The organism is Mesorhizobium sp. M4B.F.Ca.ET.058.02.1.1 (assembly GCF_003952505.1).
Classification (GTDB): domain Bacteria; phylum Pseudomonadota; class Alphaproteobacteria; order Rhizobiales; family Rhizobiaceae; genus Mesorhizobium.
Map to the genome: position 1 here is coordinate 613,901 of NZ_CP034450.1, position 15,375 is coordinate 629,275.

The following is a 15,375-nucleotide window of genomic DNA, read 5'->3' on the forward strand; positions in this document are numbered from 1 at the left end:
CCATGGCGGTGCCGCCCGCAGCCACGATGGCGCGGTTTGCTGCGGACCTTTCCATGATTGCGCTTGAAGCCATTGGCACCAGCAGAACCTTTTGAACCAAAGCCCGGACGAACCGGACCAGCTTGTTTGCTCATACAGAGCCGGCGCGGGACACCCCGGCCGTTTTCCTCACGCAAGCGATTCCCCCGCCACGGGCGCACGCCTGCGAAATTCGTCGCGATCACCTGAAGCCTTTTCGCTGGAAGCGAAAGGAGCCGCCTTTCATCTGACCTGTAGCAGGAAGCTGCGGAGGAAGCGGTTCCAGGATTGCAGTGATCCACCATCGCTTTTATGATTTGGCGGCAGGGAAGGCAACCCCGATTTCGGATGCCGGCAAAAAGGAGTTCCCTAAGGGAAGCCCGGCCTTCAATTCCTTGCGCGAAAAGGCTTGGTTAACCTTCTCTGGATACCAATCGTTAATCGAGTTCGCGGCCTTGCCGGCACTTCGATGCAACGACCGGCGCCTGGCGCCAAACCGGGAGCAACTGAAAGAACATGGGACTGGCAGGCACCGCAAACAAGGGTCGTTGCGCAGCCTGGCCTGTCTTGCATGCGGCCTGCGCGTTTTTGCTTATGGCGGTTTTCCTCGGCCTGTCGGGCGTTTCCCGCGCCGGAGACGCGCCGCTCGGCGCCACCAGCTACAAGATGGCCGGCGATGCCACCAAGATGCGCATCGTCATGACTTTCGACCGCGAGCCCGACATTAAATGGTTCCTGCTGCGCGGCCCCAATCGCCTCGTCGTTGACCTGCCGCGCACCAGATTCGCCATGAGTGCCAAGGATGTGAAGGCGCGCGGCCTGGTCCGGGCTGTACGCTACGGCGATCAGGGTGAGGGGTCACGGCTGATCCTCACCAGCAAGGGGCCGTTTGCGGTCGACAAGCTCGACGTACTCAAGAACGACGACGGCGGCGGCTATCGCATCGCCATCGACATATCGGCGGCCTCCGCGCGGGAATTCGATGCCGCGCTCGCCAACCAGGCGTTGACCACCGGCTCGACGGTGTCAACCGACAAGGGCGGCAGGGTCGGAACCGGGCCGATCTCCAATCCCGGCCATCGCTTCACCGTCGTCATCGATCCCGGCCATGGCGGCGTCGACGGCGGCGCCGAGGGTCTCAACGGCACCATCGAGAAGAATGTCACGCTCGCCTTCGCCACCGAGTTGCGCGACCAGCTCGTCGCGGTCGGCAAATACGATGTGTTCATGACGCGCGAGACGGACGAGTTCCTGCGGCTGGACGACCGGGTGCGCATCGCCCGCCAGCATGAGGCCGACCTGCTGATATCGATCCACGCCGACACGATCAGCGTCAAGGGCATTCGCGGCGCCACCGTCTACACCGTCTCCGACAAGGCTTCCGATCCCGAGGCGCAGGCGCTCGCCGATCGCGAGAACCTCTCCGACCAGTTCGCCGGCATGGAGATCAAGGACGACAACAAGGAAGTGACCGACATCCTGATCGACCTGATCCGCCGCGAGACCCACAGCTTCTCGATGAGCTTTGCCCATACGCTGGTCGGGCAGCTTTCGACCAGCGTCGGCCTGATCAACAATCCGCAGCGCTCTGCCGGGTTCAAGGTGCTGAAGGCGCCTGACGTGCCTTCAGTGCTGGTCGAGCTGGGCTATCTCTCCAACGCCAAGGACGAAGCGCAACTGCTCAGCGCCGACTGGCGCGGCAAGGCCGCGCAGAGCATAACCAACGCCGTCGCGCTGTTCGCATCAGCCAAGGCCGGAACGGGGACCGGAGGCTGAGGTGGCTGCCGCCTGCAACCAGAGGCGGCGTTGCACGGCGACAACACCCGGCGCTATAATTTCCCGAGAGGGAAGCCGAAAACCCGGTGCTGCCGTATTTTGTCCACATGGTGGCGACATGGGTTTTCCATTGCGGATTGGGACCGTCCCGGAAGCTTGCGCCAAAGGCGGCTTCGTTTAGGAAATTCCCGAACCACGGACTGGAGCGGGCATGATTCGTCTCATCGGCTATTTCTTCGGCATCGGAACGACGCTGGCCCTTATCGTGGCCGCCGGCGTGGCGATCTACATCAGCCATCTGGCGAAGGATCTGCCCGACTACGAGGCTGGCCATGCGTCGGATGGCTCGCTGATGGCTGAATATGCGCGCGAGCGCCGTCTCTATCTGCCGATCCAGGCGGTCCCGGATCGTGTGAAGGCCGCCTTCCTCTCGGCCGAGGACAAGAATTTCTACAACCATCCCGGCATTGACGTGACCGGCCTCGGCCGCGCCATCATCGTCAACCTGCAGAATTTTGGGTCGGGCAGACGCCAGGTCGGTGCCTCGACGATCACCCAGCAGGTGGCGAAGAACTTCCTGCTCACCTCGGACCAGACCTACGAGCGCAAGATCAAGGAGATGATCCTGGCCTTTCGCATCGAGCAGGCCTACTCGAAGGACCGCATCCTCGAGCTCTATCTCAACGAGATTTTCTTCGGCTTCGGCGCCTATGGCGTGGCCGGCGCGGCGCTGACCTATTTCGACAAGTCGGTCAACGAGCTCACGGTGGCAGAGGCGGCCTATCTCGCCTCGCTGCCGAAAGGCCCCAACAACTATCACCCCTTCAAGCATGCCGACCGCGCGCTGGAGCGCCGCAACTGGGTGATCGACCAGATGGTCGAGAACGGCTATGTGACGCGCGAGGAAGGCGACAAGGCCAAGGCCGAGCCGCTTGGCGTGACGCCACGCCGCAACGGCTCATACCTGTTCGCAGGCGAGTATTTCACCGAGGAAGTGCGCCGCCAGATCATCGCCCGCTACGGCGAGAATGCGCTCTACGAGGGCGGTCTTTCGGTGCGCACGACGCTTGACCCGAAGATACAGCTCATTGCCCGCAAGGCGATGCAGAACGGGTTGCTGAAGTACGACACACTGCGCGGCTATCGCGGACCAGTGACCCACATCGACGTTTCCGGCGACTGGGGCGTGCCGCTCGGCAACGTCAAGGGTCTGGAGGACGTGCCCGAGTGGGCGCTTGCCGTGGTGCTTGACAGTTCCGACACCGGCCTCTCCATCGGCCTGCAACCGGCGCGTCAGGTCTCGGGCGACATCGTCAAGGAGCGCGTCGAAGGCACCGTCAGCAAGGACGACATGGGATTTGCCATGCGTCACATCGTTGACGGCAAGAGCGTCAAGGCAAAATCGCCGGCGGACGTGCTGCAGCCCGGCGATGTCGTCTTCGTGCAGAAGAACGAAGGTTCGGACAGCGCCTACAGCCTGCGTCAGGTCCCGGAAGTGGAAGGCGGCCTGGTCGCCATGGATCCGCACACCGGTCGCGTACTCGCCATGGTGGGCGGCTTCTCCTATGCGCAATCGGAGTTCAATCGGGCGACCCAGGCGATGCGTCAGCCGGGCTCCTCATTCAAGCCGATCGTCTATTCGGCCGCGCTCGACAATGGCTACACGCCGGCCTCGGTGATCATGGACGGCCCGATCACCATCCAGAGCGGCAACACGACATGGACGCCGAAGAATTATGACGGCACCGCTGCCGGTCCGGCGACATTGCGTTCCGGCATCGAAAAGTCGCGCAACCTGATGACGGTGCGGCTCGCCAACGACATGGGCATGAAGCTGGTTGTCGAATATGCCGAGCGCTTTGGCGTCTATGACCATCTTGCACCCTACCTGCCGATGGCACTCGGCTCCGGCGAGACGACGGTGATGCGCATGGTGTCGGCCTATTCGATCATGGCCAATGGCGGCAAGTCGATCAAACCCTCGCTGATAGACCGCATCCAGGATCGCTATGGCAAGACCGTGTTCAAGCAGGACGAGCGCGGCTGCGAAGGCTGCAACGCCGCTGAGTGGAAGAACCAGACTGAGCCGGAGCTGGTGGACAATTCCGAGCAGGTGCTCGATCCGATGACCGCCTACCAGATCACCTCGATGATGGAAGGCGTCGTACAGCGCGGCACCGGCGCCACCATCGCCGAACTCGGGCGTCACATCGCCGGCAAGACCGGCACGACGAATGACGAGAAGGATGCCTGGTTCATCGGCTATACGCCGAACCTGGTTGTCGGCCTCTATATGGGCTTCGACACGCCAAAGGGTCTCGGCAAGGGCGCGACCGGTGGCGGCCTCGCGGCGCCCATCTTCAAGGACTTCATGCGCGTGGCGCTGGACGGCACGCCCAATGTCGACTTCCAGGTTCCGGAAGGCATGAAGCTCATCGCCATCAACCGCAAGACCGGCATGAAGGCAGCCGAAGGCGAGGCGGGCACGATCATCGAAGCTTTCAAGCCAGGCACCGGCCCGGCCGACAGCTATTGGGTGATCGGCATGGGAGCCGACGGTTCGAACGGCGCCGGCGGCGCGCTGTCGCCGCAAGCCACGCAGGCCATCCAGGATGGCGGCGGCGGACTTTACTGACGTCTGCGAGGCTACGGAATGGCCGGCTGATCACAGCCGGCCATTATTGCTTTACAGGCGGCGGTGCCGTGCCTATGTATCGCGCCTATCCCAGACAAGAACCAGACAACAGGACAGAACTGGCAGCCATGCGCGCGGAAACGCAGAACATCGTCGACGAGATCAGGCAGGCGATAACCCTGCTGAGGAGGCATCTTTGACTGGGACCAGGCCATCAAGCGGCTTGAGTACCTGAACGTCCGCGCCGAGGATTCCAGCCTCTGGAACGAGCCGCTGGAAGCGCAGAAGCTGATGCGGGAGCGCCAGGAATTGGAGGACGGTATCGCCGCCGTCAAGGGCCTGACGCAGGCGCTGGAAGACAATATCGGCCTGATCGAGCTTGGCGAGGAAGAGGGCGACGAAGGCGTCGTGGCCGAGGCCGAAGCGGCGTTGCGCTCGATGCAGGGCGAAGCCAAGGCCCGCCAGGTCGAGACGTTGCTGTCGGGAGAGGCCGACGCCAATGACACCTATCTCGAAATCCATGCCGGTGCCGGTGGCACCGAGAGCCAGGACTGGGCCTCGATGCTTTTGCGCATGTACACGCGCTGGGCGGAGCGCCGCCGTTTCAAGGTCGAAGTGCTGGAAGTGCATGACGGCGAAGAGGCGGGCATCAAGTCGGCCACGGTGCTGATCAAGGGCCACAATGCCTATGGCTGGCTGAAGACCGAATCCGGCGTCCACCGGCTGGTGCGCATCTCGCCCTACGACAGCAATGCGCGGCGCCACACCTCCTTCGCCAGCGTCTGGGTCTATCCGGTCATCGACGATACGATCGAGATCGCCGTTTCCGAATCGGATGTCCGCATCGACACCTACCGTTCGTCGGGATCGGGCGGCCAGCACGTCAACACCACCGATTCGGCGGTCCGCATCACCCATCTGGCGACCGGCATAGCGGTCGCCTGCCAGGCCGAGCGTTCGCAGCACAAGAATCGGGCCAAGGCCTGGGAGATGCTGCGCTCGCGCCTCTACGAAGAAGAGCTGAAGAAGCGCGAGGCGGTGGCCAACGCCACCGAGGCGTCGAAAAGCGACATCGGCTGGGGCCACCAGATCCGTTCCTACGTGCTGCAGCCCTATCAGTTGGTGAAGGATTTGCGCACCGGCGTCGAAAGCACCAGCCCGTCGAGCGTTCTCGACGGCGATCTCGACGAGTTCATGGAAGCCTCGCTGTCGCACCGCATCGAAGGCGGGGCGGGCGAAGCGGTGGCGGACCTCGACTAGGATATGTCCATATTCAGGTGAGGCCGGGCTGACACCTTGGGCACCAGATGAAGGAGGCGCTTGTGACCAAGCCGGACAAGGCAAATACTCACAGACTTTCCGGAAGGTGCTTTTGCGGCGCCGTCCACTACGAGGTGGCGGACGAATTCGTCTATGCCTTGAACTGCCACTGCTCGAACTGCCAGCGCGCCACCGGGTCGGCTTTCAAGCCCTTCGCCGGCATCGAGCGGGACAAGCTGCGCCTGACCGCCGGCGACGACAGGCTGCTGGTCTTCGGCGATCCGAGCGGCGCTCACGACAAGCACTGCGGGCAGTGCGGCTCGCTGCTTTATTCGGTGGTGCGGGAGGGCGCCTACGTCCACGTCACCATGGGGACGCTGGTGGATACGCCGAGCATCCGCCCGACGGCGCATATCTTCGTTGGTTCCAAGGCGAAATGGTTCACAGTCACCGACGACCTGCCGCGGTATGATGAGCATATTCCCGGTTGAACGGCTGGAACCAGCTTCATCCGAATTTCGTTGTCCGGCACCAGACATCCGTCGCTAACGGCTCGTTAACCAAGCCGGCGCACGATTCTGGCTGCAGAGGTTTGGCGTGCGGCGCGGCGTTGCCGATGCGGCCGCTTCTTGCGCCGGCCAAGGAATCAGCCCAGCATTCGGGCTGAGGGGATAGAAGCATTTATGGCCGGACGCGGCATATCTGCGACCTGACGATCCGGCCAGTGGGAAGACACGTTCCGGGAACGGGCAAGCGAAGGCTTGGAGCTCGTTTGAAAGGAACGTTCTCATGTTTGCTGCCACAATTCGACAGGCCAAAGCCGTTGAACCGGTTGGCCGCTTCCTGTTTTTCCTGGCCGCGGCGGTCGTAGTGTTGACGGCGCCTGCGCTCGCGCATGACGCCAAGCCTACCGCGGCATTGCCGCAAGGCTGGAGCTATCCCTTCTCCTGCTGTGCCAACTACGATTGCCGCACGACCCACTCGGGCGAAGTCCTGGAGAAGCCGGAGGGCTATGTGATCGCCGGCACGGGCGAGGTGGTTCCCATGACCGACAAGCGCGTCAAGGACAGCCCCGACGGTGAATTCCACTGGTGCGCGCATCAGGCGGGGCTCGATGCCGGCAAGACGATCTGCCTGTTCGTGCCGCCGCGCTCCTATTGAGGCGACGGGCATCCGACCTGCGGGTCAAGGGGCATCGGGCTTTCCAGTTTTGAGAGCGGGCAGGCAAGCCTGCCGTCAGGCGGTTGTCAGGAACGCTTCTTTATGTTGCCTTGCCGTGGAGGCGGCGGACAATGGAGAGGAAATCGTTCATGACCATCAAGGGAAGCTGCCACTGCGAAGCGACAACGTTCGAGGTTTCGGAACCGCCGCAAACCGTGACGCAATGCACATGCTCCTTCTGCTCGAAACGCGGCTCGCTCTGGGCCTATTATTTGCCCGAGCAATTCAAGCTCACCAGCCCGCCCGAAAACGTCTCGTTCTACCGCTGGGGGTCAAAGACCATAAAGCACGGCTTTTGCGCCGCATGCGGCTGCGGCACCTTCACCGAAACGCCCGACTGGTCGAGCGGTGAGCCGGACTTCGACAACCCGAAGGTCAGCGTGAATTCGCGCCTGTTCGACGATTTTGACCTCGACAAGGTCGAGGTCGTCGTCATCGACGGCAAGAATCTCTGGTAGAGGGCACTGGCCGGAACGTCCGCGCATTGCGGCGACGGAAAAGCTTTGATTGGCATTTTGCCGTTCCGCTTTTCGCCGTATTTCATGCTACAAGACCGCCGGAAGGGCTGATATGGCGCGGCTGCAATGGCCGCGGTTTGGAGAGGGACATTCTCATGAAGAAGACTGTGCTCGTCGTCGTGGCGACGGCTGTATTGGTGAGCGCTTGCACCACCACCGATCCCTACACCGGTGAGCAGAAGGTTTCCAACACGGCGGCCGGCGCCGGCCTTGGCGCGATCGCGGGTGCCGGGCTTGGCCTTTTGGCCGGCGGCAACGACCGCCGCAACGCGCTGATCGGCGCCGGCATCGGCGCGCTCGCCGGCGGCGCTATTGGCGCCACGATGGACCAGAACGAGGCCGAGTTGCGCCGCCAGCTCCAGGGCACCGGCGTCAGCGTCACCCGCACCGGCGACCAGATCATCCTCAACATGCCGTCCGATATCACCTTCAACGTGGACCAGGACGCGGTGAAGCCCGGCTTCTATCCGGTGTTGAATTCGGTGGCGCTGGTGCTGAACAAGTTCCGCCAGACCACGGTCGATGTTTTCGGCCACACCGATTCGACGGGCGGCGACGAACACAATTTCGATCTGTCGCAGCGCCGCGCGCTGGCGGTCGCCAACTATCTGTCGGGGCAAGGCGTCGATTCGCGCCGCTTCGCCGTCACCGGCTTCGGCGAGACCCGTCCGGTCGCGTCCAATGCGACGGCCCAGGGCCGCGCCCAGAACCGCCGTGTCGAGATCCAGCTGTCGCCGCTCACCTGAGCCGCCTGGCATCGAACGTGAAAACGGCCCCCACGGGGGCCGTTTTTGTTTTGAGCCGACATTGGCAGTCTTCAGTTCACCCAGTCATCCTGAAGAATTAGCTAGTTCTAACGGACTGCTTTTCCGGGATCATGGAAAGGAATAGCATCGGAGCGTTCCTGAGGGGACGGGGCGGTACAATCGGCCGCGCAATCAAGAAGTTCGACGCCTCGGTCTTGCACGGCCAGATCAGAATTCTGGGAGGAATGCATGACGAAAACAGCTCGCTTCGGTGTCCTCGCTTTGACGGGTCTCATTGGCGCCTGGCTTGGCGTGGCCACGGCTCAGGCCGAGGATGCCAGCAAGGCCGACATCGAGGCCTTGAAAAAGTCGCTCGCCAAATATGAGGACTACACCGCCGCCATCCGCGACCTCTATCTGTCTACTGTCGGGTGCGTCTACTTCACCGGCGAAAAGATACCCGGCACGATGGACTATCCGAAAGGCGCCATGGGCATCCATTTCGTCAACGTTCCCAGCGTCGGGAAAAAGCTCGATCCGATGCACCCCAATGTGCTGATCTACGAGCCGACCAAGAAAGGCCTGAAACTGGTCGGGGTGGAATGGCTGGTGCCGCTGACGCCGGACGTCAAGGAAGCACCCACGCTATTCGGCCAGAAATTCATGGGACCGATGGAGGGACACTACCCTCTGATTCCGAAGGAGTTCGTCCACTACGATCTTCACGCCTGGTTCAAGGACAATCCGAACGGCGTGTTCAGCCCGACCAACCCGACCGTGAAATGCAGCAAGGCCGAGTTCCCGATGCTGGAGAAGCCGACCAAGATGATGCCCGGGCCGATGTAACGGGCCGCAAGACCTGAAAAAGGCGAGCCGGTTGGTCGGCTTGCCTTCTTGAAACGGAAACAGAAAATCAGACCTTGGCGACGATCCGCATGAAGGCGGGCATGTCGTCGCCGAAACCGACGGTGGCGTCGTCTTCTTCCTGGCGGTGGCGGGCAGGGCGGTCGCGTTTCGACTCGCTGCGCTGCTCGTTGCGATCACCCTTGCGTTCGCTGTTTTCGGAACGGATTGCTTCCTTGCGAGCGCGCCGCTCGCCGATATCGGCCACCGTGGCTTCGACTGCGACCGGCTGCTCCCCGGATACTGCAGCCGGCGCCGTGTCTTTGCTGTGCCGGGCCTGGCGCTCGCGTGATTTGCGCTCGCCCCTGTCCTTGCGGTCCTCGTCCTCGCGGCCGGCGCGGCGCGGTGCGCCGCGGCCGCGGCGGGGCGCCTCGTCCTCGCCTTCACTGGCGACCACCGTCGACAGGTCGCCGTCGTGCCATTCGATCCTGGTGCCGATCAGGCGCTCGATGGCGTCTATATATTTGCTGTCCGACTTGGTGGCGATGGTGAAGGATTTGCCCGAGCGGCCAGCGCGGCCGGTGCGGCCGATTCGGTGGACATAATCTTCGGCGTGGATCGGCACGTCATAGTTGAAGACGTGGCTGACATCGGGGATGTCCAGGCCGCGCGCCGCGACGTCCGAGGCGACGAGGTAGCGCAATTTGCCGTCCCGGAAATTGGCCAGCATCTGCATGCGTGCGCGCTGGTCCATGTCGCCATGCAGCGCGCCGGCATCGAAATCATACTTCAGCAGCGAGCGGAACAGCTCGGAGACCTCGACCTTGCGGTTGCAGAAGATGATGGCGTTCTTCAGTTCGGCATCTTCGGCCTTGATCAGGTTGCGCAACGTCTCGCGCTTGTCCCAGGGTTTCGAACCGGACTTCACCAGCCGCTGAGTGATGCTGGTCGCGGTGGAGGCGGCCTTCGAGACCTCGACGCGCACCGGCGCATGCAGGAATTTTTCCGTCAGCTTGGTGATCTCTGGCGGCATCGTCGCCGAGAAGAACAGCGTCTGGCGTGTGAACGGGATCATCTCGCAGATGCGCTCGATGTCGGGGATGAAGCCCATGTCGAGCATACGGTCGGCTTCGTCGATGACGAGGATCTCGACGCCGTTGAGCAGCAGCTTGCCGCGCTCTCGATGGTCGAGCAGGCGGCCCGGCGTCGCGATGAGCACGTCGGCGCCGCGCTCCAGCTTCTTGTCCTGTTCGTCGAAGGAGACGCCGCCGATCAGGAGCGCGATGTTGAGCTTGTGGTTCTTACCGTATTTGACGAAGTTCTCCTCGACCTGCGCGGCAAGCTCGCGCGTGGGCTCAAGGATAAGCGTGCGCGGCATGCGGGCGCGGGCGCGGCCTTTTTCGAGACGGGTCAGCATCGGCAGCACGAACGATGCCGTCTTGCCGGTGCCGGTCTGGGCAATGCCCAGCACATCCTTGCCCAGCAAGGCGTGCGGGATGGCGCCGGCCTGGATCGGCGTCGGCTTGGTGTAGCCGGCATCGGTGACTGCGGAAAGGACCTTCGGCGACAGGCCGAGGTCCGCGAATGTCAACGCTTCTTGAGCGGTCTGGGTGTCTGAGGACAAGTGTTGGCTGTCTTTGGCTGGTTTAGGGAAGCGCAACGGCATCCGTCGCGGCAAGCGCCGCGCGCCTGCAAGATCGGCGTTGGAGTTAGGCGCAAGGCCGCGATTTGTCAACAGAAACGGCCCGAATTGCTGCGATTGTGAAGACGTAACCTTAATCGCGATGCTTAATCGAAGCCTTGTCCTTGCGCCGGCTCAGTAGCGGAACTGTTCGGCGAGGATACGCTCGTTCCACGAATGGTTGGGATCGAACAGCAGCGTGGCTGTCGCCGTCGGCGACTCCCGCACCGTCACAGAGGCCACAGCCTTTACTTCCGTATGGTCGGCGGCAGCGTTCACCGGCCGCTTTTCGGCCTCCAATATGTCGAAGCGCACCGTCGCCTTGTTGGCGAGCAATGCGCCGCGCCAGCGGCGCGGGCGGAACGGACTGACCGGTGTCAGCGCAAGCAGAGGCGCGTCGAGCGGCAGGATCGGTCCGTGCGCGGAGAGGTTATAGGCCGTCGAACCGGCCGGCGTCGCGATCATCACGCCGTCGCAGTTCAGTTCCTCCAGCCGCACCTGCTCGTCCACCGTGATGCGGATCTTGGCTGTCTGGTAGGACTGGCGCCACAGCGCCACCTCGTTGATCGCCAGCGCCGATACCGTTTCGCCCTCGCGCGTCACCGCCAGCATCTCCAGCGGACGGATGGTTTCGGCGACGGCGGCGGCGATACGTTCCTCGAGGCCGCCGGCCCGGTATTCGTTCATCAGGAAACCGATGGTGCCACGGTTCATGCCGTAGACCTTCTTGCCCGTGCTCATCGTGTCGCGGAGCGTCTGCAGCAGGAAGCCATCGCCGCCGAGGGCCACGACGATCTCGGCCTCTTCGACCGATGTCTGGCCATAATGCGACGACAGGCTTTCCAGTGCCGCCCTGGCGTCGGCGGTGTCGGACGAGACGAAGGCGAAACGGCTGGTGGCTTTGCTCATGGCTTTCCGATGACGACCGGCTGGCGGCGACCGGTTCGCGGCCGCGCCAGCGCCGGGGTAGCATGGGCCGCCCGCATGTGCAAAGGGCGGCGGTGTTCGCCAATGGCCGCCAAAAGGACCGCTCGCGCATTGTGTCGGCCAACAGGCGAACGTGATGGTTAAGGCGGAGCTTAAGCTCTCGTAAAGCCGGATCGGTCATGTTAGCCGGCAGTGGATGGTTGGTGGGGGCTAGCCAGTCGAGAGCTGTCTATTGCCGGTGACACGCCTAATCATCGTCTTCCTGATGCTGGGAAGTTTTGCCCTCGTTTTCGCCGAGTTGGTGCGCCGCTCGGAGGATATGAGCTTCCGACCCGAGCCGACTGCTTCGCGCTGCGGCGACGCAGCTGGGACGCCCTGTCCGCAAAGGTCGCTGTAAGACCGCTGCGCCAAGCCACCGCGCAATCTACGACCACCGCAAGCACACCGAACATGCCGGCGAGAATAATCAGGTTGACAGTTTTGGCGCGCATATGCCCAAGCCCTGTGGTGCGGAATTCGCCTCCGTTGTCATCAACTCCTGTAGGCTGGGCCTGATGGACTGCATCCCGGTTCGATACTCGCAGTCACTCGGTAGCCGGACTGTGAAGCCGACCTCCCGCAAGCTCGCCGCGATCCGCTCGGCGCTGCCATTGGCATTGGCTTAGGCCGGCGAACCGTCATAGGTCGGACCGGCGACGACCAAGGCGATACGCTCCTCGCCGCGCGCGGCGAGGAAGAGCGCCATGGTCATCAGCAGCACTGCCGCCAGAAAAAGGCGCGTAACCCCCGACCCTGTAAACCGCGGCTGTTCACGCCGAAGCTTGCCCAATCCGTCTATGGCCTCGCGTTTGACGATACATGACACGTTTGCCGGCGCATCGGCGCGTCAATTCCGGTTGCCGATGGCCGAAAGAGGCCTCTGGCAGGGCGCTTGCCGTCCCAATCAGCGATTGTGCCTTCAACGGGCCAACCGGGTAATGTCGCCTAAAAGATATTGACTGTATGTTTAGTTATAGTTATTCCTTGCATTGAGTTGGCCAGCTGGCGTCCGCCGGTGAATGGCCACGCAGGAACGGGAACTATCTTCATTGGACCGAGGCCGCATTTGTGGCCGGTCCCAACAATGGGAGAAGCAGCATGAACTGGAAATCGACCGCGACGGCCGCCGGGCTGTCGCTGATGGCCGCGACGGGCATGGCCCGCGCCGACGGCGAGCTCAACATCTACAATTGGGGCAACTACACTAACCCCGACCTCATCAAGAAGTTCGAGGAGACCTACAAGGTCAAGGTGACTGTCACCGATTACGACTCGAACGACACAGCGCTGGCCAAGGTGCGCCAAGGCGCTTCGGGCTACGATATCGTCGTGCCATCGGCCAGTGTCATGCCGATCTGGATAAGCGAAGGGCTGCTGCTGGAGACCGACCCCAACAAGATGGAGAACTTCAAGAACGTCGATCCAAAATGGGTCGACGTTCCGTTCGATCCAGGCCGCAAATACACCGTTCCATGGCAGTGGGGCACGACCGGTGTGTCTGTAAACAAGTCGGTGTATTCCGGCGACCCGAACACGTCGGCAATTTTCCTCGACCCGCCCGCCGAGCTCGTCGGCAAGATCAATGTCGTGCCGGAGATGGGCGACATCCTTTTCCTCACCATCTCCTATTTCGGCGGCGAATACTGCACCGACGACAAGCAGGTGCTGAAAAAGGTGCGTGACAAGCTGGTCGAGGCCAAGGCGAAATGGCTTTCCTTCGATTATGCGGCCGTCGATGGCCTCGGCAGGGGCGACATCGCGGCCGGCGTGAACTGGAACGGCATATCGCTGCGCGAGCGGCTGGAGAACGACAAGATCGTCTATGGCTATCCGAAGGAAGGCTATCCGATCTGGATGGACAATGTCGCGGTTCTCAAGGACGCAAAGAATGTCGAGAACGCCAAGCTGTTCCAGAACTTCATCATGGATCCGAAGAACGCGGCGATGATCTCGGCCTTCGCGCACTACGCGAACGGCATCAAGGGATCCGAGCCCTTCATGCCGGACGACATGAAGGGGGCGCCGGAGGTCGAGGTTCCGGCTGAATTCGCCGCCAAGGGCAAGTTCATGCCGGCCTGTCCGCCGGACGTGCAGGCGCTTTATACGAAGATCTGGACCGACCTTCAGAAATAGCCGCGCCGAAACCGTTCCGGCCACAGTCGCCGGACCGCGTGCGGTCCGCCGACCGCAGGAGACTGCCCATGACCAATCTCGATCTCTGCTACATGCCGGCGAGCGAAGCGCTGCGGCGGTTCAAGGCAAAGCAGCTCTCGCCTGTGGAGCTGATGCAGGCGGTCATCGACCGCGCCGAGGCGACGAAGGAGACGATCAACTGCTTCACCTTCACGCATTTCGACGAGGCGATGAAGCTGGCCAGGAAAGCAGAGGCGAAATACGCCAGGGGCGCCCGGACCGGAGCTCTCGAAGGACTGCCGATCGGCATCAAGGATGAGAGCTATATCAAGGGCAAGCCGACTTCGCATGGCTCGCTGCTGACCAGGGATGCCGTATGCGGCCATACTTCGACGATGAACGAGCGCATCATCAAGGCGGGCGGCATCGTCCATGCGCGCACGGCGACGCCCGAATTCAGCTGCGCCGGCTACACCTGGTCGAGGCGGTGGGGCGTCACCCGCAATCCGTGGAATCCGGACTTCACGCCCGGCGGTTCGTCCGGGGGTGCCGCAGCGACGCTGGCTTCGGGCACATCCGCGATAGCGACCGGTTCGGACATCGCCGGGTCGATCCGCATCCCCGCATCGGCCTGCGGCCTTGTCGGTTTCAAGCCGCCCTACGGTCGCAATCCCGACGAGCCGCCGTTCAATCTGGACTTCTATTGCCACACCGGACCGCTGGCGCGAAACGTTGGGGATGCGATCCTGCTGCAGAACGTCATGGCGGGACCGAGCCCGCTGGACATCGCCACACTGCGCCCGAAGCTGCGCCTGCCGCTCGACTACAAGCCCATCAAGGGCTGGAAGATTGCTTTCTCGATGGATCTCGGCTCCTTCGAAGTGGACGCCGATGTGCGCAGGAACACGCTTGCCGCATGCGATGTCTTCCGCTCGCTCGGCGCCACGGTCGAGGAAGTCGATCTGGGCTGGGGCGACGAGGTGCTCAAGGCCGGCATGGCCTATCTCGAGCATCTCTTCGGCGCCTCGCTGTCGCAGCTGCTCGAGGAGCATGGCGACGACATGACCAGCTATGCGCGTCGGTTTGCCGAGGAGGGGCAGAAGTCGAAGGCCACGGACTTTGTCGGAACCCTGGAGGTGGCGGCCCGGATGTATCAGACATTGGGTCCGTTGCTTGAAAAGTACGATGTGCTGATCTGCCCGACGAACGCTATCCCCGCGGTGCCTGCCGAGTTCGATCAGACCACGGACATTGTCGAGATCAACGGCAGACAGGTGAACGCGTCGCTGGGCTGGGTGATGACGACACCGTTCAACATGATGAGCCGTTGCCCGGTGCTTTCCATGCCGTCGGGCAAGGCGGCGAGTGGCGTGCCGACAGGCATCCAGATTGTCGGCCGCACCTATTGCGATGCCGATGTATTTCGCGCCGCGATGGCTTATGAGACGGCTCAGGGCCAATGGTATGACAGCGCCGGGACACGCCCGTCGCTTTGAGCAATCCCGGGGGCGCGACCGTTCTCTGGCGTCGGTTATGGAGGGAGGACGCCCGATATTACAGAATGGCTGTGGGACCGGA

The 15,375-nt window shown here is 62.6% G+C and carries 12 protein-coding genes; 10 read left to right on the forward strand and 2 right to left on the reverse strand.

Annotated features, from left to right (window positions below; genetic code table 11):
* The first annotated feature begins 534 nt into the window (after positions 1-534).
* The 8 genes from EJ073_RS02990 (at position 535) to EJ073_RS03025 (ending at position 9,020) form a co-directional block, all read left to right on the forward strand.
* A complete protein-coding gene (locus tag EJ073_RS02990) occupies positions 535-1,794 on the forward strand; it encodes an N-acetylmuramoyl-L-alanine amidase (RefSeq protein WP_126054379.1) in 1,260 nt (419 codons plus the stop codon).
* Between the two features lie 211 nt (positions 1,795-2,005).
* Positions 2,006-4,429 carry a penicillin-binding protein 1A gene (locus EJ073_RS02995; RefSeq protein WP_126054380.1) on the forward strand — a complete coding sequence of 808 codons (2,424 nt, stop codon included), beginning with the start codon at positions 2,006-2,008 and terminating at the stop codon, positions 4,427-4,429.
* Positions 4,430-4,557: 128 nt separating this feature from the next.
* Positions 4,558-5,689 (forward strand): peptide chain release factor 2 gene (gene prfB, locus EJ073_RS03000; RefSeq protein WP_126054381.1). Its coding sequence is split into 2 segments (ribosomal slippage): positions 4,558-4,623 and positions 4,625-5,689, totalling 1,131 coding nucleotides; the frame shifts between segments, so codons are not numbered across the junction.
* 62 nt (positions 5,690-5,751) lie between these two features.
* Positions 5,752-6,180: a GFA family protein gene (locus EJ073_RS03005; RefSeq protein ID WP_245455459.1), complete on the forward strand. Its 429-nt coding sequence runs from the start codon at positions 5,752-5,754 to the stop codon at positions 6,178-6,180.
* Positions 6,181-6,478: 298 nt separating this feature from the next.
* A complete protein-coding gene (locus EJ073_RS03010; RefSeq protein ID WP_126054383.1) occupies positions 6,479-6,850 on the forward strand; it encodes a hypothetical protein in 372 nt (123 codons plus the stop codon).
* Between the two features lie 149 nt (positions 6,851-6,999).
* On the forward strand, positions 7,000-7,368 hold the full coding sequence (locus tag EJ073_RS03015; RefSeq protein ID WP_126054384.1) for a GFA family protein: 369 nt from the start codon (positions 7,000-7,002) through the stop codon (positions 7,366-7,368).
* A gap of 155 nt (positions 7,369-7,523) precedes the next feature.
* Positions 7,524-8,174, forward strand: a complete 651-nt coding sequence (locus EJ073_RS03020) for an OmpA family protein (RefSeq protein ID WP_126054385.1) — start codon at positions 7,524-7,526, stop codon at positions 8,172-8,174.
* 249 nt (positions 8,175-8,423) lie between these two features.
* Entirely contained in the window at positions 8,424-9,020 is a 597-nt protein-coding gene (locus EJ073_RS03025; protein ID WP_126054386.1) for a hypothetical protein, read from the forward strand.
* Between the two features lie 67 nt (positions 9,021-9,087).
* Here the strand turns inward: EJ073_RS03025 and EJ073_RS03030 are convergent, their stop codons facing one another.
* Both EJ073_RS03030 and EJ073_RS03035 read right to left on the reverse strand, forming a co-directional pair.
* Positions 9,088-10,641, reverse strand: a complete 1,554-nt coding sequence (locus EJ073_RS03030) for a DEAD/DEAH box helicase (RefSeq protein ID WP_189347595.1) — start codon at positions 10,639-10,641, stop codon at positions 9,088-9,090.
* Between the two features lie 192 nt (positions 10,642-10,833).
* A complete protein-coding gene (locus EJ073_RS03035; RefSeq protein WP_126054388.1) occupies positions 10,834-11,607 on the reverse strand; it encodes an NAD kinase in 774 nt (257 codons plus the stop codon).
* Positions 11,608-12,762: 1,155 nt separating this feature from the next.
* On the opposite strand from EJ073_RS03035, the gene EJ073_RS03040 reads away from it, so the two are divergent.
* Positions 12,763-13,797, forward strand: coding sequence for an extracellular solute-binding protein (locus tag EJ073_RS03040; protein WP_126054389.1), 1,035 nt, complete (start codon positions 12,763-12,765; stop codon positions 13,795-13,797).
* Positions 13,798-13,865: 68 nt separating this feature from the next.
* Positions 13,866-15,293 (forward strand): amidase, encoded by a 1,428-nt coding sequence (locus EJ073_RS03045; RefSeq protein ID WP_126054390.1) that lies wholly within the window; start codon positions 13,866-13,868, stop codon positions 15,291-15,293.
* Positions 15,294-15,375 lie beyond the last annotated feature (82 nt).

Coding starts and splice junctions, on each gene's coding strand:
- EJ073_RS02990 (WP_126054379.1), top strand. CDS start 535: ATGGGACTGGCAGGCACCGCAAACAAGGGTCGTTGCGCAGCCTGGCCT.
- EJ073_RS02995 (WP_126054380.1), top strand. CDS start 2,006: ATGATTCGTCTCATCGGCTATTTCTTCGGCATCGGAACGACGCTGGCC.
- EJ073_RS03010 (WP_126054383.1), top strand. CDS start 6,479: ATGTTTGCTGCCACAATTCGACAGGCCAAAGCCGTTGAACCGGTTGGC.
- EJ073_RS03015 (WP_126054384.1), top strand. CDS start 7,000: ATGACCATCAAGGGAAGCTGCCACTGCGAAGCGACAACGTTCGAGGTT.
- EJ073_RS03020 (WP_126054385.1), top strand. CDS start 7,524: ATGAAGAAGACTGTGCTCGTCGTCGTGGCGACGGCTGTATTGGTGAGC.
- EJ073_RS03025 (WP_126054386.1), top strand. CDS start 8,424: ATGACGAAAACAGCTCGCTTCGGTGTCCTCGCTTTGACGGGTCTCATT.
- EJ073_RS03035 (WP_126054388.1), bottom strand. CDS start 11,607: ATGAGCAAAGCCACCAGCCGTTTCGCCTTCGTCTCGTCCGACACCGCC.
- EJ073_RS03040 (WP_126054389.1), top strand. CDS start 12,763: ATGAACTGGAAATCGACCGCGACGGCCGCCGGGCTGTCGCTGATGGCC.
- EJ073_RS03045 (WP_126054390.1), top strand. CDS start 13,866: ATGACCAATCTCGATCTCTGCTACATGCCGGCGAGCGAAGCGCTGCGG.